The sequence below is a fragment of the Treponema bryantii NK4A124 genome (assembly GCF_000421345.1).
In the GTDB taxonomy this organism is placed as follows: domain Bacteria; phylum Spirochaetota; class Spirochaetia; order Treponematales; family Treponemataceae; genus Treponema_D; species Treponema_D bryantii_B.
In genome coordinates, this window is sequence record NZ_ATWV01000002.1 from 1 (window position 1) to 21,700 (window position 21,700).

The 21,700-nt window shown below is 42.1% G+C and carries 15 protein-coding genes and 2 pseudogenes; 5 read left to right on the plus strand and 12 right to left on the minus strand.

Features of this window, described 5'->3' with window-relative positions; translation table 11 throughout:
* Positions 1 to 217 (minus strand): hypothetical protein (locus G626_RS15000; protein WP_033421549.1); only part of this gene is annotated, 217 nt, incomplete at its 3' end.
* Between the two features lie 90 nt (positions 218 to 307).
* A complete protein-coding gene (locus G626_RS15005) occupies positions 308 to 793 on the minus strand; it encodes an IS110 family transposase (RefSeq protein WP_051142184.1) in 486 nt (161 codons plus the stop codon).
* Positions 794 to 1,065: 272 nt separating this feature from the next.
* Here G626_RS15005 and G626_RS0101710 point away from each other — a divergent pair, with 272 nt between their 5' ends.
* Genes G626_RS0101710 through ispF form a run of 3 tightly spaced genes read left to right on the plus strand, consistent with a single transcriptional unit; the run spans position 1,066 to position 2,904 of the window.
* Positions 1,066 to 1,734: a CarD family transcriptional regulator gene (locus G626_RS0101710; RefSeq protein ID WP_022931064.1), complete on the plus strand. Its 669-nt coding sequence runs from the start codon at positions 1,066 to 1,068 to the stop codon at positions 1,732 to 1,734.
* Positions 1,619 to 2,428, plus strand: a complete 810-nt coding sequence (locus tag G626_RS0101715; protein WP_231365065.1) for an IspD/TarI family cytidylyltransferase — start codon at positions 1,619 to 1,621, stop codon at positions 2,426 to 2,428. Before G626_RS0101710 ends, G626_RS0101715 begins: the two co-directional genes overlap by 116 nt.
* The gene (ispF, locus tag G626_RS0101720) at positions 2,425 to 2,904 is read left to right on the plus strand and encodes a 2-C-methyl-D-erythritol 2,4-cyclodiphosphate synthase (RefSeq protein ID WP_033421551.1); all 480 of its coding nucleotides are present in this window, start codon (positions 2,425 to 2,427) and stop codon (positions 2,902 to 2,904) included. The genes G626_RS0101715 and ispF overlap by 4 nt, the downstream gene beginning before the upstream one ends.
* On the opposite strand, the gene G626_RS0101725 is transcribed toward ispF, so the two are convergent.
* Together G626_RS0101725 and G626_RS0101730 are read right to left on the minus strand one after the other, a co-directional pair.
* Positions 2,893 to 7,605 carry a SpiroCoCo family coiled-coil protein gene (locus G626_RS0101725; protein ID WP_022931065.1) on the minus strand — a complete coding sequence of 1,571 codons (4,713 nt, stop codon included), beginning with the start codon at positions 7,603 to 7,605 and terminating at the stop codon, positions 2,893 to 2,895. The two genes, ispF and G626_RS0101725, sit on opposite strands and share 12 nt — an antisense overlap.
* Before the next feature lie 28 nt (positions 7,606 to 7,633).
* Entirely contained in the window at positions 7,634 to 8,323 is a 690-nt protein-coding gene (locus G626_RS0101730) for an HAD family hydrolase (RefSeq protein WP_022931066.1), read from the minus strand.
* Between the two features lie 77 nt (positions 8,324 to 8,400).
* Between G626_RS0101730 and G626_RS0101735 the strand changes: the two are divergent.
* Together G626_RS0101735 and G626_RS18375 are read left to right on the plus strand one after the other, a co-directional pair.
* Positions 8,401 to 10,134, plus strand: a pseudogene (locus tag G626_RS0101735) (tRNA uridine-5-carboxymethylaminomethyl modification enzyme MnmG/GidA); the annotation flags it as partial.
* Between the two features lie 153 nt (positions 10,135 to 10,287).
* Positions 10,288 to 10,464 (plus strand): annotated as a pseudogene (locus G626_RS18375) (hypothetical protein); the annotation flags it as partial.
* Positions 10,465 to 10,546: 82 nt separating this feature from the next.
* Here the strand turns inward: G626_RS18375 and G626_RS17120 are convergent.
* From G626_RS17120 to hflX, 8 genes are all read right to left on the minus strand, one after another.
* Positions 10,547 to 12,253 carry an HD domain-containing phosphohydrolase gene (locus G626_RS17120; protein ID WP_022931068.1) on the minus strand — a complete coding sequence of 569 codons (1,707 nt, stop codon included), beginning with the start codon at positions 12,251 to 12,253 and terminating at the stop codon, positions 10,547 to 10,549.
* 33 nt (positions 12,254 to 12,286) lie between these two features.
* Positions 12,287 to 13,147, minus strand: a complete 861-nt coding sequence (locus tag G626_RS0101745) for a class I SAM-dependent methyltransferase (RefSeq protein ID WP_022931069.1) — start codon at positions 13,145 to 13,147, stop codon at positions 12,287 to 12,289.
* A complete protein-coding gene (add, locus tag G626_RS0101750; RefSeq protein WP_022931070.1) occupies positions 13,135 to 14,151 on the minus strand; it encodes an adenosine deaminase in 1,017 nt (338 codons plus the stop codon). The genes G626_RS0101745 and add overlap by 13 nt, the downstream gene beginning before the upstream one ends.
* 192 nt (positions 14,152 to 14,343) lie before the next feature.
* On the minus strand, positions 14,344 to 16,317 hold the full coding sequence (locus G626_RS17125) for a substrate-binding and GGDEF domain-containing protein (RefSeq protein WP_022931071.1): 1,974 nt from the start codon (positions 16,315 to 16,317) through the stop codon (positions 14,344 to 14,346).
* An 81-nt stretch (positions 16,318 to 16,398) separates the two neighbouring features.
* Entirely contained in the window at positions 16,399 to 18,213 is a 1,815-nt protein-coding gene (gene pepF / locus G626_RS0101760) for an oligoendopeptidase F (RefSeq protein WP_022931072.1), read from the minus strand.
* Positions 18,214 to 18,418: 205 nt separating this feature from the next.
* Positions 18,419 to 19,477 (minus strand): hypothetical protein, encoded by a 1,059-nt coding sequence (locus G626_RS0101765; RefSeq protein ID WP_022931073.1) that lies wholly within the window; start codon positions 19,475 to 19,477, stop codon positions 18,419 to 18,421.
* Positions 19,478 to 19,865: 388 nt separating this feature from the next.
* Positions 19,866 to 20,357, minus strand: coding sequence for a flagellar basal body-associated FliL family protein (locus G626_RS0101775; RefSeq protein ID WP_022931075.1), 492 nt, complete (start codon positions 20,355 to 20,357; stop codon positions 19,866 to 19,868).
* 28 nt (positions 20,358 to 20,385) lie between these two features.
* Positions 20,386 to 21,627, minus strand: coding sequence for a GTPase HflX (gene hflX / locus G626_RS0101780; RefSeq protein ID WP_022931076.1), 1,242 nt, complete (start codon positions 21,625 to 21,627; stop codon positions 20,386 to 20,388).
* Between the last annotated feature and the right edge of the window lie 73 nt (positions 21,628 to 21,700).

A 21,700-nucleotide genomic window follows, 5' to 3' on the forward strand; every position in this document is an offset into this window, starting at 1 on the left:
CAAACTTTGTCTTTGTTACAGAGGTTTCATGTTCTATCATTCCTCTTTTTTTCTCCCTTTGAATACTTCGCCGGCTTTTATGGAAAATAGCAGCAAGTTCACCTGTGTCAGTTATCCGAGGAAAGAGATTTGTTCCCTTTAGATAAAACTCAAGAACAAGTCGTTCTTCGTATTTAAAATGGGTGAACTTTTTTTTCTTTTCTGCTATTGTTTTCATAGGTTTCTTTCCTCCGTTATTGTTTTTGTGTGGTAACAAAATTATAACAGTTCAAAGAAACCTTTTCTTTTATTTTGACGACATTATATTTTACTGCTTACAATGACGCAATAAAAATGATTGTAATACCAGTTTTGCTCTTGTAAGTTCTTTCTTCAGGCTTAACCGCATTCTGCAATATTCTTTTATGGCTTCCTCATGTTCTGTTGTTACATGAACAGAACTGTAATCTTTTGTGAACAAAGTTTTTGCTAAAAATCTTGCATCAACTTTGTCATTTTTAATTTTATGATTTGACGAATGCTTTAATGAAGTTGGAGCAATTACAACACAAATATATCCGGCTTTTATTAAATCCCTGTAGAGGCCGAATCCTGTTGGACCGGCTTCATATCCACACATTAATAAACAGTCTTCACCAAATTCTTTATTAACCGATTCCAGATATTTTAATACTCTCTTGGATTCGGCATTTACTTTCTTTTCGTAATAGAATCTGTCTTCGTCAGCTTTATAACAGCAGATTGAGTAACTGTCCTTGTGGACATCCATGCCTACATAAATTATACTTTCCATGTTGTGCTCCTTTTGCATTTTGGTAATGCTATTTATAAGATTTGTCTAACTTTATTGTAGCTGAATCCATGATTCTGCAAAAGGAAGACACAACATATTGTCTTAGCCATAAAAAAAATCCGAGGATTTTCGCTTGCGAAAACCGCAGGATTCTTTCACAAAAAAGGGAGAGCGAGCAGATTTTGCAATCGTCGTAACGGAAGCCCATTAGATTTTATAGCGAACCTTCTTTGATTTGAATTTTTTGTAATTTTGTGATATATTATAAATATATGGCAAATAAATTTAAAATAAACCAGAAGGTTGTTTACCCAAGTCAGGGTGTTGGAATTGTAAAGGAAGTTTTTGAAAAGACTTATAAAGATCAGACAACTCCTTACTATAAGATTTATATTGAAGCCTCTGACATGGTTGTGATGGTTCCTGTTGAAAATGCAGAGAACCTTGGAATCCGCCAGATTGTTTCAGCTAAGGAAGCACAGGAAGCCCTTAATCTTCTTTCAGATGATTTTGAACCAATTACTTCAGACTGGAAACTCCGCTATCAGATGAACCTCGACCTTCTTAAAAAAGGAACTGTAAAAGATATTGCGACAATTGTTCGCTGCCTTTATAACAGAAGCAAGGTAAAGGAACTCCCTATCCTTGAGCGCAAGCTTTATGATTCAGCAAAAAAACTCCTTGAAGATGAAATTGCATTTGCTCTTGGTAAATCTTCAAAAGAGGTTGAGCAGGAAATCCATACAAAGCTCGAGCCGCCTGGAGCAGCTCCAAAAATCAAACATACAATGATTCTTGATGATGATGAAGATGATGATTTGATGGATGATATTTCGGAAGGAAACAACAGACGCAGCTCAGATGATTCTGATGATGAAGATGATTCAGCTGACGATATGGGTGCGGATGAAGATTTTGACGACGAAGACGATTCTTTCTAAAATTGCAATTATTATTACTGCGGCCGGTTCTTCTACAAGAATCGGTGGCGGAATAAAAAAAGAATATCTTCCTTTTAAGAACGGCACAGTCCTTTCGGTCTGTGCCCAAGCTTTTTTAAACGCTTGTGCAGATTATGAAATAACTGATTTTATTGTGACTTGTCCGGTTGGGGGAGTTGAAGCCTGTCGTGCGGCCCTGGATGGGGTGGATTGCCACGCGCCTTCGGCGCTCGCAATGACGGAAGGTGTGCGTATTGTCGAAGGCAGCGATACCAGACAGAAGTCTGTTTACAATGGCCTGCTTGCGGTTAATGGCCAGCCAGATATAGTTTTGATTCACGACGGGGCCAGACCCTTTGTCAGCCGCCAGGTTATTATGGATGCTCTGCAGGCTGCCTGCGAGTACGGTGCTTCCGTTCCCGGAGTGACACCAACTGACACCCAGAAAGAAATTGATGCCAACGGCTTTATAAAACGCCACCTTGTAAGAAGTTCACTTACTGCGGTACAGACTCCGCAGTGTTTCCGTTTTAAGGAACTGCTGGAAGCACACGGTCGCGCTGTCGCCGACGGCCACGAGTACACAGACGACACAGAAATCTGGGGAGCCTACTGCGGCCCTGTCCGTGTTACAAAGGGCGATGTAAATAATATTAAAATAACATATCCGTCAGATCTGGAGGCACTTAAATGATTCGCGTTGGACTTGGTTATGATCTTCACCGCCTTGTAGAAGGCCGCCGCTTGATTCTTGGCGGAGTACTTTTTGATTTTGAAAAAGGGGAGGACGGCCATTCAGATGGAGACGTTCTTCTTCACGCAATAACAGATGCTCTTCTTGGAGCTGCCGGACTCGGCGATATTGGTTCATACTTTCCGCCGGAAGACGCTAAGTGGAAGGATGCAGATTCTGCCGACCTTCTTCGCGCAGTCTGGAAAGATGTTCAGGCTGCCGGCTGGTCTCTTGTGAATCTCGACTGTGTAATCAAACTTGAAAAGCCAAAGTTTCTTCCTCGCCGCGACGAAGTAATAGAGAGTATCGTGGCCATACTGGGCGTGGGAAAAAATCAGGTTTTTGTTAAAGCAAAAACCGGCGAGAAACTCCCGCCGGTTGGTACTAGTGAAGCCGTAGAGGCTCAGGTTGTTTGTTTATTGGAATCACTCCGGTAACTGCAAAATCAAATCAACTTCGTTCTCTGTAAGGTTCAAACGTTTTGCTATATCAGCAATTGTCCAGCCCTGTCTCTTAAGCTGTCTTACACTCTCGTTAATCTGAGGGTTGATTGCATTTCCTCTTTTGCTAGGAGACTTAGCTCTTTCCTGCTTTGTAATATTGTTCAAAACTTCGAACTTCTTATCTACATCACGTGAAAGTCCCTGTAAATCAAGCTCTGTTTTCTTAATACCCGTAGTTACAGAATTAAGAGCTTCAATTCTCTTGTCTGTATCAGAAATAATTGCATCAAGGCTTTCGAGTCTGCCGATTGCATCTGTAATCTTAGGACCGTTCTGGAGAATGCGGTCTACGCTGTTCTGAACTTCCTTGATTTCCTGTGGAAGAGAAACTGCCTGGCGGTTACAGTTTGTAAGTCTCTGTTCAAGATCCTTGAGTTTTTCAAACTGAGAATCAACATCAGTCTTAATACGGTTAATAACATCGTCCTTTTTCTCAAGGCGTTCATACTGCTCAGAAACATGCTGGAGGCGGTCGTTGTAATTGCGCACGGTAACTTCCATAGCCTGCAGGTCATCTGAAGTTGTGTTCAAAGACTGAATGCGTTCATCGATTGTGTTAGAAAGTGCTAACATCTTGTTGAACTGCTGCTCAAGACCAACAACGCGGTTCTTCTGGGCTTCCATTCCGGAAAGCTGACGGTTAATTTCTTCATTAATCTTAAGGATTGAGTTGTACTGGATATTCATCTTATCAGCAGCATCTGAATAACCCTTAAGCTTTGTAAATGAAGCGTTGAGTTCAGCAACATTTTCTTCCAGCTGGAGGCGCATTTTGTCTGCTTTTTCGTAGCTCTGAATATTAGCTTTTACATCCTGCAATTCCTTTTCAATTCCACCAAGGTTTGACTGAAGCAGGTTTACTGCGTTCTGCATCTTGTCGGTAAAGGCAGACTGGTTTGCAAGGTTTTTATCCTCTGCTTCCTTAATGCTTTTCTTAAAGGCGTCTGTTCTTTCTTTTGCAGCAGCATCCTGTTCTTCAAGGTGCTTCTTTGTATCTTCAACCATCTGCTTGTAGGTGCTGTTCATCTGCTTCAGAATTTCAGCAGATTTTTGTTCATATTCTTTAATTGAAGCGCCGGTCTTATTTTCAAGGTCAGAAATCTTATCATTAAGTTCATTATGCTGATTCTGAACGGCAAGAGCATAATCATTCATATTCTGAATAAGCTTCTGGCTTTCTTCCTTGATTTTATCATCAGACTGGGCTTTAAAGCTTTCGAGGTCACGGTTGAAAATAGAAGCTGAATCTTCGAACTGACTCTTAAGCTGCTGCTTCCAGGTATTGAATTCTGCAAGAGCCGCATCGATAGAAGAAGATCCATTTTCCTGTCTGACTCTGATTGTTTCTTCAAATGATTTAAGGTCATCAGAAAGTTCATCCTGAAGCTTGGCAAGAGAAGTCTGTACAAGCTGCTTGTTATTTTCGATTTCTTTCTTAAGGGCATCCTGAGAAGCCTTTGTAAGAGAATCAATAGAATTGTCTGTATCATTCTTAAAGCGGTTTACAAAATCCTGAATGTCTTTTATAGAATCCTGCATTTCCTGCTTTGTGCGTTCAATAGCTGCGGCAACCTTTGAGTACTGATCAGAAGCTCTTGTCTGCAGTCCTTCAATTCCATTCTTAAAATCTTCAAGATACTTACTCTCAACTTCCTTACGAGAATCCTCATAAGTATTGGAGATTGTTGTGAGCTTTGAATCAAGGTCGTGCTTCCATTCTGCGAGGTCAGTATCAATTTCGTTGCTCTTTGTGGAAAGAATCTGATTAAACTCAGACTCAAATTCCTGAATCTTAGCACTCATGCTGCCGGTTGCAGTTTCCTTGAGGCTGTCGAGAGAGCGGTTGATTTCGCTGATTTTCTCTTCGATTTCTGCAGAATCTTCCTTAATAGTATTGCTGAATTCTTCGTGCTTCTGCTTCTGATTTGTAGTAAAGCCTTCGAACTCACGCAGTACTCTGTTCTGAACTTCGGCCATTGCAGCTTTGAGGCTCTTTTCAAGAGTATCGATGTCGCTTTCGGAAACCTGAATCTGAGAAAGCTTGTATTCAATATCCTTTTTGTAAGCCTGAAGCTGAGAGTCAACATTCTCGAGAATGTTAAGATGCTTAACCTCACTTTCGCTAACAGCCTTGCGTACAGAATCTGTAATGATTTTGGTAAGACTCTCGAGGCGGGCATCTGTTTCGTTCTGGAAGTTATCCAGGCGGGCAGTAGTGTCACCTTTAAAGCCTTCCAGCTGACGTTCTGTCTCATTGCTAAAGGCTTCAATTTTAGCAAGAGTTTCTTTCTTGAGACTTTCGTACTGATTGTCTGAATCGCCCTGCAGAGATTTGAGAGTCTGAGCAGTTTCTTTCTGAATTGTTTCAAGCTGATTTTCTGCGGCATTCTGGAAGCTGTCGATTTTGCTTGAAGTTTCCTTCTGAATTGCTGCAATCTGGTTTTCTGCACTAGTCTGAAGAGCGCTGATTTTTTCTGAAGTTTCTTTCTGAATTGCTGCGATCTGATTTTCAGAAGAATCCTGGAAAGAGCCGATTTTTGCAGAGGTCTCTTTCTGAATTGCAGCCAGCTGATTTTCTGTAGAGCTCTGGAAGTTTTCAAGCTGAGCAGAGGTTTCTTTTGAAATTGCGGCAAACTGATTTTCTGCAGAGGTCTGCAGTATATCAATTTTTGAAGTAGTATCTTTTGTGATTTCTTCAATTTTGCTTTCTGTTGCAGACTGGAGTCTTTCGAGTTTAGAAATTGTTTCATTCTGAACGTTATCCAGACTCATGTTCATCTGGCTGATTTTTTCTTCGAGTTCCGGCTTAAGTTCTGCGGCCTTGCGTTCTGCTTCATCGCACTGCTGCTTAATTGCCTGAACAGAAGCTTCTGCATTCTGTACTGATGTAGTTGCTTCTGAAGCAACCTGCTTGAGGGTTTCAGAAAGCTTTTCCTGCATGTCTGTAATTTCAGTCTGAAGAGACATTGAACGTTCGTTGCACTGTCGCAGGCTTGTTTCCAGCTGAGTTCGCAGACCTTCAATGCGGGCTTTGTAATCTTCTTCTGTATTAGAAAGTTCTTCTATGCGGTTTCCGAATACATTTTGAAGTCCATCAATCTGCTGAGAGTATTCATCCTGTAAGCCTTCAAAGCGGCCAAGGTATTCTTCCTTGATTTTTGTATATTCAGCATTGTAGAGTTCGTTGAGGTTGTTAATCTGCTGGTCCTGACTTTCTTTAAGCTCAGAAACTTTTCTGTCATTCTCAACCTGAGAAGAATTAAGCAGCTCTGTAAAATCGTTTATAAGGCGCTGATGTTCGTCTGCAAACTTTTTATGCTCTTCAACAAAGAGAAGGTTAAAGTCGTTTACCTTTTTGTTGTTTGTTGCAGTTGCATTTTCAAAGGCTGCTGTATAAGTTTCCTGGAACTTCTTGAAGTCATCATCGAACTTTTCTGAGAGGGCAGAGTAGTTACCTTCGTTCTTCTTCTGAATGCTTTCCATCTGTTTTGTGTATTCAGCTTCGAGCTTGTTGCTGTCTTCGTTAAAGCGGGCCTGGATTTTTCCAATGATACCATCGTTTTTACCGCCAATACTTTCAAGCTGCTGGTTGTATTTTGTCTGGAGTGCATCTACCTTTTCGGCAAAGGCTCCGGAAAGCTGTTCGAGTTTTTCATTAAACTTTTCGTTTATCTTGATAAGGTTTGCCTTTGCATCTGAAAGAAGTTTGCTTTCAGATGCTTTATATGCAGAGCTTGCGGCAGCTGTCTTATCATCAAACCTCTTTGTAAGCTCTTTTGCTTTTGTTTCAAGCTCTTCGTGAATAATGCCGGTTCTGTTTGTAATATCATTTCTGATGGCAAGAGTCTGCTTTTCAAGCTCACTCTGAAGGGCAGCAGTCTGGTCTCCAAGGTCTTTAAGATACTTGTCTGTTCTCTGCTGGGCCTGCTCGCTGAGGTGAATAAAGGCTGTGTTTTCCAGCTTTTCTGCACTGGCAGCAGCCTGATTGTAAGCATCCTGAATACTCTGCTTAATTTCTCCAAGAGCCTTTTCGGCCTCGCTTTGTGAAGCTTTGATTTCTGAGGCAAGCTTCTGGGCACGGTTTTCGTAATTTTCAATGAGGGTAGTGCCAACAGCCTTAAGCTGCTCTGCATTTTTTACAGAAAATTCTTTTGAAACTTCCGGAATACGTTTTTCAATAAGGGTAATCTGCTGCTGCTGTGTAGAAAGCTTTTTGTCGAGAGTGGAGATAATGCCGCTTTCCTTGTGGAGGCGTTCCAGATTTTCTTCTACCTGAGCAGTCATATCATTAAGTTCAGTGAGAATTTTAGAGTAGGCATCAATCTGGGCTTTGATATTTTTTACAGCGTTAATACTCTGGTCAAAAGTCTGCATCTTTGAATTGAATTCATCGTTCTGCTGCTTTAAAAGCTTTACGGCTGCATTAGCCTGAGTCTGCTGCGCCTGGAATTCGGAAATAATCGTATTGAATCTGGTTTGAATTTTTCCAAAGGCTTCGTTCAACTCATTTGTTTTCTTATTTGCAAACTTGTTAATTCTTTCCAAAGGATCATCTTTTTTTCCAAGCATACGGAAGTAAAGCGATACTCCCATTGAAATGACAGTTGAAAAGAGAATTGCAATTACGATTTCCATTTTTTATCCCCACCCAATTTTTTTTTATTTATTTTTCCCCAAAGAATAATTCAGAAAGCTGGCCGTAATGCCAGAATGTAAAGTCAGCGATTTTTGATTTTTTGCCGACCCATCCCATGTGAGGAAGAATCAGCCAGGCTGTTTTCATTCCGATATTATGTGCTCCCTGAATATCGTATGCATGATTATTACCAACGTACAGGATTTGCTCTGGAGGAAGATTTAATTCCTGAGCAAGTCGTAGAAAAGGAGTTGAATCCGGCTTAAGAGCTCCTGCTTCTTCTGAGCCAAGAACTACATCACATAAATCACGGATTCCCCAGATAGAGCCTTTTTGTTCCGGCGGAAAGTCTGAGAGAAGTCCGATTTTGTAGCCTTTTTCTTTAAGCTTTTTTATAAACTCAATTGAACCCCTGCAGGGTTTGATGTTTACAAAGTATTTTTCCAGCCCTTTATAGACAACTTTTTCGAGTTTTTGCTGAGCTTCTTCAGGGCTGCAGTTTAATTTTTTTGCCATATGAGAAGCCTGAACCTTTATGAATTCATTTGTAGCTTCTGTTTTGTGCATAATGCTGCGTACAAGTCCGTATTTGAGAAAGAAAATTGAATGCGCGAGAAAATAAGGTGCAATACGCAAATTGAACTTCCATGCTCTGTAAAGAGTTCCGTCGATGTCAAATGCCACAGCCTTAATCTGTTTTAAATCAACATTATTCACCTTTCTATTATAACATAATATAGAAAAAACGTATATATAATTGTGCAAGGTATGCATTTTAAGTATAATCGTGAACTATGCCTGGTTTTTATGATTATTATGATGTTGCCGTAGTCGGCGCGGGACATGCCGGAATTGAGGCGGGACTTGCCTGTGCCCGCATGGGACTTAAAACTGTATTGATTACCCAGACTCCGGATGCCATTGCCCGCATGAGCTGTAACCCTTCTATCGGCGGAATTGCAAAAGGAAATATTGTCCGCGAAATAGACGCTCTTGGCGGCCAGATGGCCAAGCTGATAGATAAGTCTATGATTCAGTTCCGCATGCTCAACAAGAGCCGGGGCCCTGCAGTTCAGGCTCCTCGTTCCCAGGCAGATAAAATTACCTATTCAATGCTGGCCCGCAAAATCTGCGAGACAACTCCAAATCTCTATACTTTAATGGATACCGTAATTGATATCCTGACAACTGCTTCGTCTACTCCGCTGCCACCAAACAGCGACTCTGCTGCAGAAAAGGGAACTATCCCTGGCGAAAAACGTGGTGAAGCCCGCACCCAGGCGGCCCTCAGCGGAATGCGTCAGAAGGTAACCGGTGTAGTAACAGAACGCGGCCGGGTAATTCCTGTGCGCTCTGTTGTTTTGACAACAGGAACCTTCCTTGGCGGCCGTATTTTTATTGGTGAATATGATGCCCCTTGCGGACGTGTAGGGGAGCCTGCTGCTTACGGACTTACAGAAAGTCTTCACAGACTTGGCTTTACAACCGGCCGACTCAAGACCGGAACTCCACCTCGTATTCTCCGCAAGACTGTAGACTTTAGCAAACTGGACGAACAGCCGGGCGACACTGAGGTTATTCCTTTCAGTTTTGAAACAGAGAAAGTAGAACGCCCTCTTGTAAACTGCCACATTGTTTATACAAACGAAGAAACTCATAAAATCATCCGCGACAACATCGGCCGCTCTCCGCTTTACTCAGGAAAAATCAGCGGAATTGGTCCGCGTTACTGTCCAAGTATTGAAGACAAGGTTATGCGCTTTGCAGAACGTGACCGCCATCAGATTTTCGTAGAGCCGGAAGGTCTTGAAACTGATGAAATCTACCTTAACGGACTTTCTTCCAGCCTGCCGGAATGTGTGCAGGATGCCTTTATGCGCACAATGCATGGTTTTGAAAATGCCGTACAGAGCCGCCCGGGCTATGCTGTAGAATATGACTTTGTTGAACCGACACAATTGTATCCTTCTTTGGAAACTAAGCGTGTTGCAGGTCTCTTTAATGCCGGTCAGATAAACGGAACTTCCGGTTATGAGGAAGCTGCCGGCCAGGGCCTTATAGCAGGAATGAATGCCGGACTTTATGCCCGTGAGCATATAAAAGTATGCGGCCCATTGGCAGAGATTCCACACAGCCTCAACGGTGTGCCAAGCTCAATGGAAAAAGACGCCTTCCATCCTAAGGCTGATATGACAAACGAAGAAAAAGCCCGCTTTGCAGAAATCTCTGAGCGCGAAACTGCCGAACTCAACGCTTACGAGCGGGGTGTTCAGAAGGATGCAGGCTTTGATGCTTTTGACAAGATTCCGGATTTTGAGCCGGTAATTCTCGGCCGCGACGAAGGCTACATTGGAGTTCTTATTGATGACCTTGTAACTCTTGGAACAAAAGAGCCTTACCGCATGTTTACAGCCCGCGCCGAATACCGCTTAAAGCTCCGCCACGATACTGCAGACCGCCGCCTTGCAAAGTACGCCTTCCGCTGCGGTCTTAAAACTCAGGCTCAGTTTGATGCAATAAACGAAAAATATGCCCGCCTTTCCGAAATTGAAGCCCTGCTTCTTAAAAAGCCTGAAATGGAAAATCCCGGCTACCCTGAAGCAGACTGGGAAATGGCAAAGATTGACGCAAAGTATAAGTACTATATTGAAAAGCAGGACAAACGCGTTGAAAAGCTTCACAAAATGGAGAACGCCCGCATTCCTGCAGACTTTGATTACGGCAGCATTCCGTCACTTTCTGCGGAGAGCCGCAATAAGCTGGAAGCAATCAGACCTGTTACATTAGGCCAGGCTAACCGCATAAGTGGAATACGAAACAGTGATATTATGCTGTTAATGGTTTATTTGAAACGGTAGATTGCACCGGTGGTTGAGTAGGCCATAGGCCGTATCGAAACCACATTCTAGTTCTGCGATGGTTTCGATACAACGCTTCGCGTCACTCAACCATCGACTTATAATATTCCTCTAACTGTTGCCGGCACTCAATAAATATCTGGCCAATAACCGGGTCAAAATGCTGGCCCAAATCATTTTTGATAATCTCAAAAGCTTCGTCAAAGGACTTTGCTTCCTTGTAGCAGCGCTTACTTACCAGGGCGTCAAAAACATCAGCCAGGGCCATAATGCGGGCTTCAAGAGGAATTGCTTCTCCCTTAATTCCTTCCGGATATCCGCTGCCGTCCCACTTTTCGTGATGGTAGTGGGCAACGTTTACCGCAATCCGGCGGAATTCTTCATCATCGATGCCGCCCAAAACCTTATCTACTATAACGGCACCCTTGGCTGGATGCTCCTTCATCTTTTCGTATTCTTCGGGAGTGAATTTTCCAGGCTTGCGCAGGATTGCGTCATCAACGGCAATTTTTCCAAGGTCGTGCATAGGAGCAGCTTTTACCAGAAGCTTTAAGAAGGATGGCGAAAGCTTTTCAATTTCCCCGTGCTTTATAAGCTCTTCTGCAAAAATCTGAATACAGTCACTTGTGCGCAGAATATGACCGCCGGTAGAGTTGTCCCGGCTTTCTACCATTGTTGCAATTCCTCTGATGATGGAATCCTGCATGTCGGTAACCTGTTCTGTTTTTTCTTTTACCAGATGAGAGAGCTCTTTGTTAAAGGAATTCAGGCCTTTTATGTAATTCTGCTGTTCAGAATCATCCCTTAATTCAAGAAAATACCCCATCTTCATTCGGCTTGCAGAAAGCTTATGAATGGTACAGATTCCGGCCTTGTCTTCAATGTTAATCTTAAAATCTTCGTTGCAGTGCTTGTTCCAGTCCCAGTCGGGATCTGCATAATGAAGGGTTTCGATGATATTTGAAAAGTCTGCGGGAATATATGAATCGAGAGCAATTTCCTTTAGCTTTGGAAAAAAGGTAAGGGCAAAGTCGTTACAGCCCAGAAATCGTTTTTTATTGTCGAAGGCAATATAGCCGTAGCCGGTTCGGTTCTGTAAAACATTTATAAGATTGAGCTGCAAATCATAAGTATTTGTTTTAGCAGAATAGTAGAGAAAGAGTATTTCAAGAATAAGATAGATGTAAGGCATTAAGTTGAGTCTTGTTCCGGCTGCCATTGGAATAAGGTAGGCAAGAGTTCCCAGAATCAGGGCGCATAAAAGAATCTGAAGAGATTTTTTTGAAACATTCTTTTTTGTAAAGATGGAAGTTATAACTACAAGTATTGCAGAAAGATTTACTCCTCCAAGAAAGGCCATGTACATAAACATTGCCGGGCCCATTTTGAATTTTATGAGGGTGAGACCATGTTCTTTTATAATATATGGATTATCAAAGAAAAGATGTGTTTCTTTTGTTGTTGCAAGAAGAAAGCCGAGTATTGTAGCAAAAATTACAAGGCCAAAACGCAGACCAAAGTAGAAGCGTTTATGACACATGTCAACAATAACAATAAGCCCGAAGAGAATTGTAAAAATACTGCCTACATACGAAAGAAGATTTCCGGAAAGGGCACCCTCCAGGGTATCTGCATGAATGGACATTGCATAACCGAAATTTGAAATAAAGGTTGTAAGAAAAAGGGTGAGATAGTTTTTATTGAGATTATTAGAGTTTATTTCGTAGTAGACGAATAAAGCAATAAGAGAGAGAAATAAAGCTACTAAATAAAAAGGTCTCAAATCCATAAAAATAATTATATGCCTCTTTCCATTATTTCACTAGTTTTTTCGCAGTATATCTACGCAGTGACTGCCGGCTCCCACAAGCTCCGGTCTCTCACAGTTTGCAAGCTGAAAAGCGCAGAAGGCTTCGAACTCTTCCGGGCTCATTTCGTTAAGTTCCCGTCTCATATAGTCCGCGGCTCCGTCCGGTGAAATTATTTTGATTCGCTGGAGGCCGGCGGCATCATTCAGACGGTTTATGTCTTCCAGACGTACATAATCATATAAATCTTCTTCTGTGCAGATTGTGTGGAAGTCTGGAGACAGCCCGCCTTTTGCAGCAACCTCGCTCCACTTGTGTTCCTTAAAGCAGTAAGAGATTACGCTGTACTCATTCATAACGTAGGCAACAAGAATTATGCCGCCTTTCTTTGTGATTCGTTTGGCCTCGTTCAGCGCTTTGAGCTTTTCCTGGTCGCCATGAAGATGATAAAGGGGACCAAAGAGAATGGTAATGTCAAAAGTTTCGTCTTCTAAAAAGGGGAGGCTGCGGGCATCTCCCTGCCAGGTTTTTATGTTTTCGTGCTTGGAACGGAGAATCTCAAGATTGTGTTTTACAAGTTCTACGGCAGTTACATCGTAGCCGCGGTGGCAGAGCTCTACGGAGTAGCGGCCGGTGCCGGCACCTATGTCGGCGATTTTGATTGTTCCGGTGGTTGAGTAGCCCTCAGGGCGTATCGAAAACACATCAGACGTCGTTTCATAAGGTGGTTTCGATACGTTCGCTTCGCGAACACTCAACCACCGTACAGCCTCTTCGATGTAGTGCAGGGTCGTGCGGAATTCTACCTGGCCATGGCGGGTTTTGAGGCGGCCTTCTTCGTGGAATTTGTTGTAGTATTTTTCTAAATCTGCCATGCATCATCAACAGACTTAACAGCCTTTTTCTTATCGGCCTCACTCATAAAGGACTGGCGGAAACTGTTCTTAACAAGGTCTTTAATTTCGTCCATTGTAAAGTTCAGATCTTTGTGACAAATCCAGAACTCGTCGAGCAGGGTAGTCTTAAAGAAAACCGGGTCATCTGTGTTGATGTTTACAGGGAGTCCCTTGTCGTAGAAGGCGCGAACCGGATGATCCTTTGCCTTCTGAACAATTTTCTTTGTAAATGTATTTGAAGTAATACAGATTTCGATTGGAAGCTTTGTCTTTTTGATTTCTTCCATGAGTTTTTCGTCCTGAATTGCTGTAATTCCGTGGCCGATTCGCTGGGCATGGAGGAAATTAATAGAATCCCAGATTGATTCAGGGCCTACATCTTCGCCGGCATGGGCAACTGCCTTAAAGCCGTCTTTGAGAGCCTGCTCGTAAACAGGAGCATACTCTTTTGCAGGTCCCTTTGCTTCTGCACCACCAAGACCAATACCGATGATGTCTTCGCAAGGGAATTCCTTCAAAAGATTATAGTTCTTCATGGCATTTTCGCAGCCAAAGGTGCGGGAAACGTCCATAAGAAGTTTAACAGTAATTCCACGCTTTTCTTTGATTTTGCTGATTTTTTCGTGGAAGATTTTTACCATATCTTCGTATTTAAAGCCCATTTTGAGGAAGGCAGTAGGCGCAAAAAAGACTTCTGTATAGGTAATTCCGTTTTTTACAAGGTATTTTTCAAGCTCGTCAAAAACAATCTTAAAATCATTTACAGATGAGTACATTCCTTGAATCTTAAGGAAAGACTGGATAAAACCGTTTAAATCATTATATGAGAAAAGCTCCTTCTGCTCTTCTTTTGTCATTTCTTTGCCGAATTTATTCTTGTAAAGCTTTTTAATTCCGCTGATAGTGATTACTGCTTCCAGGTGGAGGTGCAGCTCTGCCTTTGGAACAGCTGATAAAAATGTTTTGAATTCCGACTTGTTCACTTTATTCGTCTCCTAACTTTTTCGCACCCATAATAATTTTATCACGGTTCTACAGATAATGCAATTAGTGCACAATTATACCTTATTAATATCGGCGGAAAGTGACGGAAACTTTAGGAAAAAGTTGAATGTCATGCTGAACATGTTTCAGCATCTTTGAATAGATTCCGAAACAAGTTCGGAATGACGGATTTATTGTTTTGAAGCGTGCTTTATCTCTTTTTCTTCGTAGAGCTTTTCGTCTGCGCGGGAGAGAAGGGCATCCAGGTTTGATTTTTCAGGCGTAAAGGCAACATGCCCGAGGCTTAATGAAAGGGTAACCGGCAGCCCTGCTTCCTGAGACAGGAGCAGATTCAGCTGTTCGATTCTGGTCCTTATGGCTGAGATGTAGCCCTTTGTAAGTCCTGTAGAAAGAATTGCAAATTCATCACCGCTCAAGCGGCCTACAATATCAGAATTACGGAAGGCTGCGCTGAGAACCCGTGCTTCTGTCTGGATTGCAAGGTCTCCGACTTTATGTCCATAGGTGTCGTTGATTTTCTTGAGTCCGTCCATATCTGCAAAGAAAACCATGCCGCTCAGGCCGTTTTTTACTGCTCTTTTGAGTTCTTTTTCGGCCTTTTCCATAAAGCCCCGGCGGTTCAGTACCTGGGTAAGCTCGTCTATGCTGTTCTGGAAGTTTAATTCCTGATTATTTCTTAAGAGCCTTTCGTTGCGGCTTGTAAGAGCCTCGTTTTTATTCAGTGCCTGTGTGTATTCCCATGCATTTGCAATGGCATTGATAATAAGCTTAAGGTAAACATGATGCATCTGAAATTTTGAATCTGTAGGCTTTACCATAAGATATCCGTATTGCTTTTCGCCTGCAAATATAGGATGTACAATATATGTACCGGTAGTTACTGAATGAAAGGCTGGCGGAATAAGATTTTTGTGAGGATTTGTTTCAATGCCTTTTTCATCGTAAGGAATAATCTGTCTGTCACCTTCTATATAAACCTTCAGATAAGCCTTGTCTGGAATTTCGATTTTGTCGCTTTTCTTAAAATAGACCGGCTCCTCATATAATACGACTGACATGGAAGCAAATTTTAATTGCCCTGCAATTGCAGTAAGAGAATTAAAAAAGTCTTCCAGCGTATGATTTTTGTGGAAGATGTCTATAAGCGTATAAATTCCATTAATGTCTTTTGAAGATTCTGTATATTCTTCTATTGTGTTGGAGTTTATATGATGATTTTCAACAATTTCGCCTGCCTGATTACGGCTTACGAAGGAAATATTACTTGATTTTACGCAGCCGCAGGACTGACGGTAGATTGGCTCTGTGGTAGTTTTTGTTTCGCGGGGCAGTTTTTCGCCGTTTAAGATTTTCCAGGCAATTTCGGCTGCTTTATAGCCCTGACCGGCAACATTCTGGTCTATTGTAGAAAGAGAAGGGCTTGTAAAGGATGCCCGAACCGAATCGTCAAAGCCGACAAACTTTACATCCTTAGGAACTTTTACTCCCAGCTCCTGAAGAGCCTTCATACAGCCTTCTGCCATAAGGTCGTTTGCAGCAAGAAAGGCATCTACCTTTACATCTTCCTTTGATTTATATTTTTCGCGGGTAATTGTATAGGCTGCCTCGCGGATAAACATTGCTTCTATAACGTTATCCGGGTTAAATATCAGATTATTATTTTCCAGGGCCTTTTTAAAGGCTGCAAGCCTTGCTATTCCTTCGGCAGAGTTTGTTTCTGCTGCAGAAAGAAAACCTATGTTTTTACAGCCGTGCTCCTTTACCAGGTGTTCAATAACCTGATTATAAGCCTGGGTACAATCACTTGTAGTGTAGTGAACATCATCAAAAGGAAGATCTGCTGCAATTGAAACTATAGGCTTTTTTGAAAAGGGCTTAAGAAAGGCTTCCAGCTCCTCTGGCGGAGTAAAGGTTTGATAGGCACTTGTGACTATTATAATCAGGTCTATATCTTCGGCCTTTAAAAGCTCTGCCGAGGTCCAGTACTGGTATTCGTAAAGTCCATGCGGGTAATTAGGCTGATTTGTCTGTGCAAGAATCAGCTTTACATCCTTGTCTGAAGTGAAAAAGGAAGCAACGCCCTGTGCTACTGAAAGAGAGTATTCTACTGTTAGGTTGTGTACAAATAATGCTACTCGCTTCATAAAAACAACACTGTCATTCTGAACTTGTTTCAGAATCTAATGCAAATGAGACCCTGAAATAAATTCAGGGTGACATATTTCTTAATTATGTAACAGTTTTTCCAAATCCGCAACGATTTTCTTGAATTCATCGCAGGCAGCCTGTACAGGCTCTGTTTTTGCCATATCTACACCGGCAACCTTAAGACTTTCGATAGGGTAGCGTGAACCGCCGCTCTTAAGGAAGGCAAAATAGTCGTCCCGCTCTGCTTCTCCACCATTTGTTACGCGTTTTGCAAGTGCAAGGGCTGCAGAAATACCTGTTGCGTACTTATAAACATAGAATGCTGAGTAGAAGTGAGGAATACGCAGACCTTCCATGTCGCTGTTAGGCTCAAAAGTCATTTCAGGACCAAAATAAAGCTCCAGAAGCTCGCGGTAGGTCTTGCGGAGCAGCTCTGCAGTAAGAGGAGTTCCATTTTCTACAAGCTCATGGGCCTTAAGTTCGAACTCTGCGAACATAGTCTGGCGGTAAAGGGTTGCAAGAATATCATCTGCCCGCATAGAAAGCAGGTATTTTTTCATCTCGTCGTCTTTTGCGTTTTTGTAAAGGTATTCGAATACAAGCTCTTCGTTGAAGGTAGAGGCTACTTCTGCTTCGAAAATTGTGTAGTCGTAGCACATAAAAGGATTATAGTGTACGGAATACCAGCTGTGCATAGAGTGTCCGCCTTCGTGTGCCATTGTAAAGACGTCGCGGATGTTGTCTTCATTGTAGTTGAGCAGAATATATGGGTCGCCTATGTAGCAGCCAGAGCTGAAGGCGCCGCTTCTTTTTCCTACATTTTCATAGCGGTCTGCCCAGCCGTTTAAAAGACCATTGCAAAGGCGGTCTGTGTATTCTGCTCCCAGAGGGGCGAGTGCGGCGCGGCAGATTTCTACAGCTTCTTCGTAAGTAGTTTTTGATTTAACAGATTTTACCAGAGGTACATATACGTCGTAATGGCGGAGTTCTCCTTTTGCAAGACCCAGAACCTCGCGGCGCAGCTTGTAATATTCGTGAAGGGCCGGCAGATTCTTATGAACGCAGTCAATCAGGTTGTGATAAACTTCTGTAGGAACCTTGTTGCCGTAGAGGGCCATTTCAAGAGAAGATTTATAGCCGCGGGCACGCATGCTGAATACATCCTGATTTACAGAACCTGCATAAAGGGCCGCAATAGTATTCTGGTGTTCTTCGTATTTAGCATAGAACTTTTTATAAGCTTCTTCGCGTACCTTGCGGTCCTGGGAATGCATGAAAACTCCCCAGGTAGTCTCTGTAAGCTGTTTTTCTTCGCCGTCTTCGGTAACTGTACCAAAGGTTTTGTTCATATCAACATTTGTAAGCACGCTGAAGGCAGTTTCTGCAGTCTGAGCAGGCTGCATGGCAAGAGAAAGAATGCGTTCTTCCTTTTCGCTTAAGATATACTGCTTAAAATGTAAAAGTTTTTCTATATATATACGGTAATCTTTAAATTCTTTGGTTGAAATCCACTTGCGGAGTATACCTTCGTTAATTGCCTGAATCTCCGGGTCAACAAAGCTGAGTTCAGCCTGCATCTGAGTATAAGCCATCATAGCGCGGCCGTCGCGGTCTGTCGCCTTAGGATCGTCTTCATCGGCCTCGTGCTGGAGAGAAGCGTAATGATATACGGTCTCCATTGTAAGATTTACTTTTTCAAGCTCTTTAAGGGCGGCAAGAAGTGTTATGGCTGATTCGCCAAGGCGGCCCTTGTAAGCGGCGGCTTTTTTTGTAAGTTCTGGAAGCGATTTTAAGGCTGCTTCCCATTCATCATCTGATTTGTATATAGAAGATAAGTCCCATTTATCCTTTGCAGGGACATCTTTTCTAGCGGGTATTGTTTTTGCGCACATATTTTTTCCTCTTTTTGATAATTACTGTCCCCCCGAATGGTAACTGTCCCCCCGAATGGTAACTGTCACCCCGAATGATGGCTGTCACCCCGAACTTGATTCGGGGTCTCTTGTTAGAAGTATATAACTTTTTTTATTTATTGTCAGTCATAAAAAAAAGACCCGGCATAATACCGGGCCTGAAAATCAATTATTCTGTCAATTATTAGTACTGAGGCTGTGTTTTATATAATCTCATTATTCTATTATTATCAAATGATACTGAATCAGCACCAAGATAACCGGCTGTAAAGTCGTCTGTTTTTGAAAGGGTTAGTGTTACAGTACCATCTGTATTTGTTATTGAATAGTTAAGGGTTATTGTTTGAGGTATATTGTGAGCAGTACGATAGGTTTCACCGTCCTGAGCTGCAGCAGGATCTCCATAGTCATATTTATATGTACCAGAGATTGTTTTTGAAGCTTCATTAAAAGAAATAAGATAAGCATAAGGATCTGCCTGTTTATTTAAATACAATAGTCCACCAAAGAAACTGATGTTACTGCTTTCACTGCCTAGTAACCAACTTGGATTTACATAATCATCTTCATCCTCGTAATAAGACTTAAAAGCATAGTAGTCATTACTATCTCCTGTCATTTTGTAAGAAAATTGGTATATAAATCCATCTTTAAGAATTTCCCTCGTATAATAAAAATCACTTTGTTCATGTGCTCCTGGAATCATTAATTCAAAACACCTTCTGATGTCACTAGTAGAACAGAGTCTCTTTGTACCGGAGCCGATGTTGTCAGGATCCATAAATAATATTGCAGTTATTTGGTAAGTTATGATATCACCGTCATACTGGTATTGATAGCGTTTCTCAGCTAACCAATCATCATCTTCTGTATTATCAGGAGTATTATTATCGTAATAGGAATATTCCGTAAAATAACTGTACTTTTCATTATCTGCATTAGTTTCAGTGTCATTATCAAATACCCATTTTCTGAGTGAAGCTAAATAATAAGTTTTTCCTAAAAAGCTTTCATCAAAAACATAACTGCTGCTGCTTCCTCCGTTGTCTTGCGTACCACCATTAGTAGTTACAGTTGTTCCAGAGTTTGTATCAGTATCAGAAGTTGAGTTAGCGTCTGAAGTTGAATTTGAATCTGTTTCTGTTTTTTTTGTGGTTGAACTACTTGAAGAAGTAGGCGAAGAACATCCAAAAAATAGAGCAATAATAAGCACTGTACCTAAAAGTTTAATAGTCTTTTTCATTAAAATCTCCTTTTGAAAAAATCCTTTCTTTCATTATAGAATACCCTATACAAAAAAAAAGTAAATCTTCTGTCTACCTGTTTAATTAAAATTAAGAGAAATATGGGAGAATATTGTCATAAAATAAGTTTGAACTAATACTGTCATTCCCGGGCTTGCCCCGTAGTTATACCAAAATCCGTCATCGCCATGTGTAGATTCATCATATTATAGTTTGAGTGTCAATTTTTTTGTATGGCAACTCTGATTCTTCGGTTTCTTCTGCAGGCGTTTCAGGCTTTTTTGGTGTGTTCGAATTTGCACAGCTGATAATAAAGCCGGAAAACAAGGCTGCTGCAAGGATTATCGTAAGATTTTTGATTTTTTTTCATAAAGAGTTATCCATTTTTTATTCAAGGAAAATATAATCTGTAAAATAAATACCGCTGATTTTTCCCAGGGCTAAATCAGCGTTAATTTCTTCCATAATAATCTGAACTATTTTTTCTTCGGTTTCGCTAAGCAGCTGATTTTTTGTTCGAGCCGAAAAGTAAGCCTGGAAGATTCCCTTGATAGCACCGCTTTTTCTGGAAAGCTCTTCAAAGAAAACTGTGTCGCCGGCAGGGTAGGCAAGCCAGGGAGAAAGAACCATGATAGAGCCGCTTTCCTCTGAGTCTGCGGCGGCGCAGGAAACGCGAATTGTACCAAGTTCAAAATAAGCCACCTCGTCGGTATCAGAAGGGGCCATGAGAGAAACTGCTTTTCCCTGAGAAATGAGAACCTCGGGAGTATTTTTCTTTTTTCCAACCAGACCGATTATTGTTCCGACTAATATCACAAGTAAGAGCCCGGCTATTATTCCAAGCAGAATTTTATTGAGCAGGTCCTGGTTGTCTTTCATTTTAATCAATTCCTTCTATATATAAGTGTTATTCTGTGATGTAAGGTGAAAGAAGTGCTGCAAGGCGGCCGGTGGCGCGGGCGGTAATGTGAACTCCGTCATCAAGCCATTCTTCCTTTTCTATGCAGCCGGCCTTTTTAAGTTCGCTGATAAGCAGGCCCTGGGTAGCCGGAAGAATATAGTCTGCAACATCTCCGTAGAGCAGCTCGTAGATCTTAGATTTAAGATCCAGAAAGCCTATTTCCTCTTTTGCACTTATAAGAATTGCATCCGGGAACTTAAGGCGCAGCTTCTGCAGGGTGTGATTATCATCTTCTGTTTTATCAACCTTGTTCAAAAGAATAAGGCGGGGATTTTTATCGGCTCCAATATCTTCTAGAACATTACAAACCGTTTCGTACTGCATTTCTGCGTCCGGGTCAGAAGAGTCCAGAACCAGCAGCAGTAAATCAGCATACACCGCTTCTTCCAGGGTAGACTTAAAGGCATCAATCAGGTGATGGGGAAGATTGCTGATGAAACCAACGGTATCTGTAATAAGAACTCCGGCACTGTCGTTAAGGGGCAGCTTACGGGTAAGAGGATCCAGAGTTGCAAAAAGCTTGTTTTCTACATAGGCATCGGCGCCGGTAAGGGCGTTGAGCAGGGATGATTTTCCGACGTTTGTATAGCCGACCAGGGCGCAGGAAGGCATTTTGTCCCGCTGCTTGCGCTGGGTCTGACGGTTAAGCTCAATTTCTGCCAGTTCTTTTTTGATTGAGCTGATTTTTTCGCGAACAAGGCGCTGATCCAGTTCAAGCTGAGTTTCTCCGGCACCCTTTGCACCAAAAGCGCCACCACGCTGTCGTGAAAAGTCTTTGTTCATGTGAGCCAGGCGGGGCAGGGAGTAGGAAAGACGGGCAAGTTCAACCTGTAAAACGGCCTCTTTTGTCTGGGCCCGCTGACCAAAAATACGGATAATTACTTCCTGGCGGTCAAAGCAGGAGATTCCTGAGAGCTCTTCCCAGTTTCTCTGCTTGCGTGGTTCAAGATTGAAGTCAAAAATGATACAGTCGGCCTCAATCTGCTTAGCCAGCTCAGCAATTTCCTGAGCCTTCCCCTTGCCGATTCCATAAGCCGGATGCACTTCCATGCGGTTTAAGGTGAGACGCTGAACTACATCCATGCCCAGAGTGAGCACAAGACCTTTGAGTTCCTGTAAATTGTTTCCAGGCTCGCCAACAAGCAAAGCGCGTGGCACAGCCGTTTCTTCCTTCTCTACGTCAATCATCGCCTTAAGTTTAACCTATTTATGGCTATTCCGCAAACTTTTTTTATTTGAATAAGCGTCATGCTGAACTTGT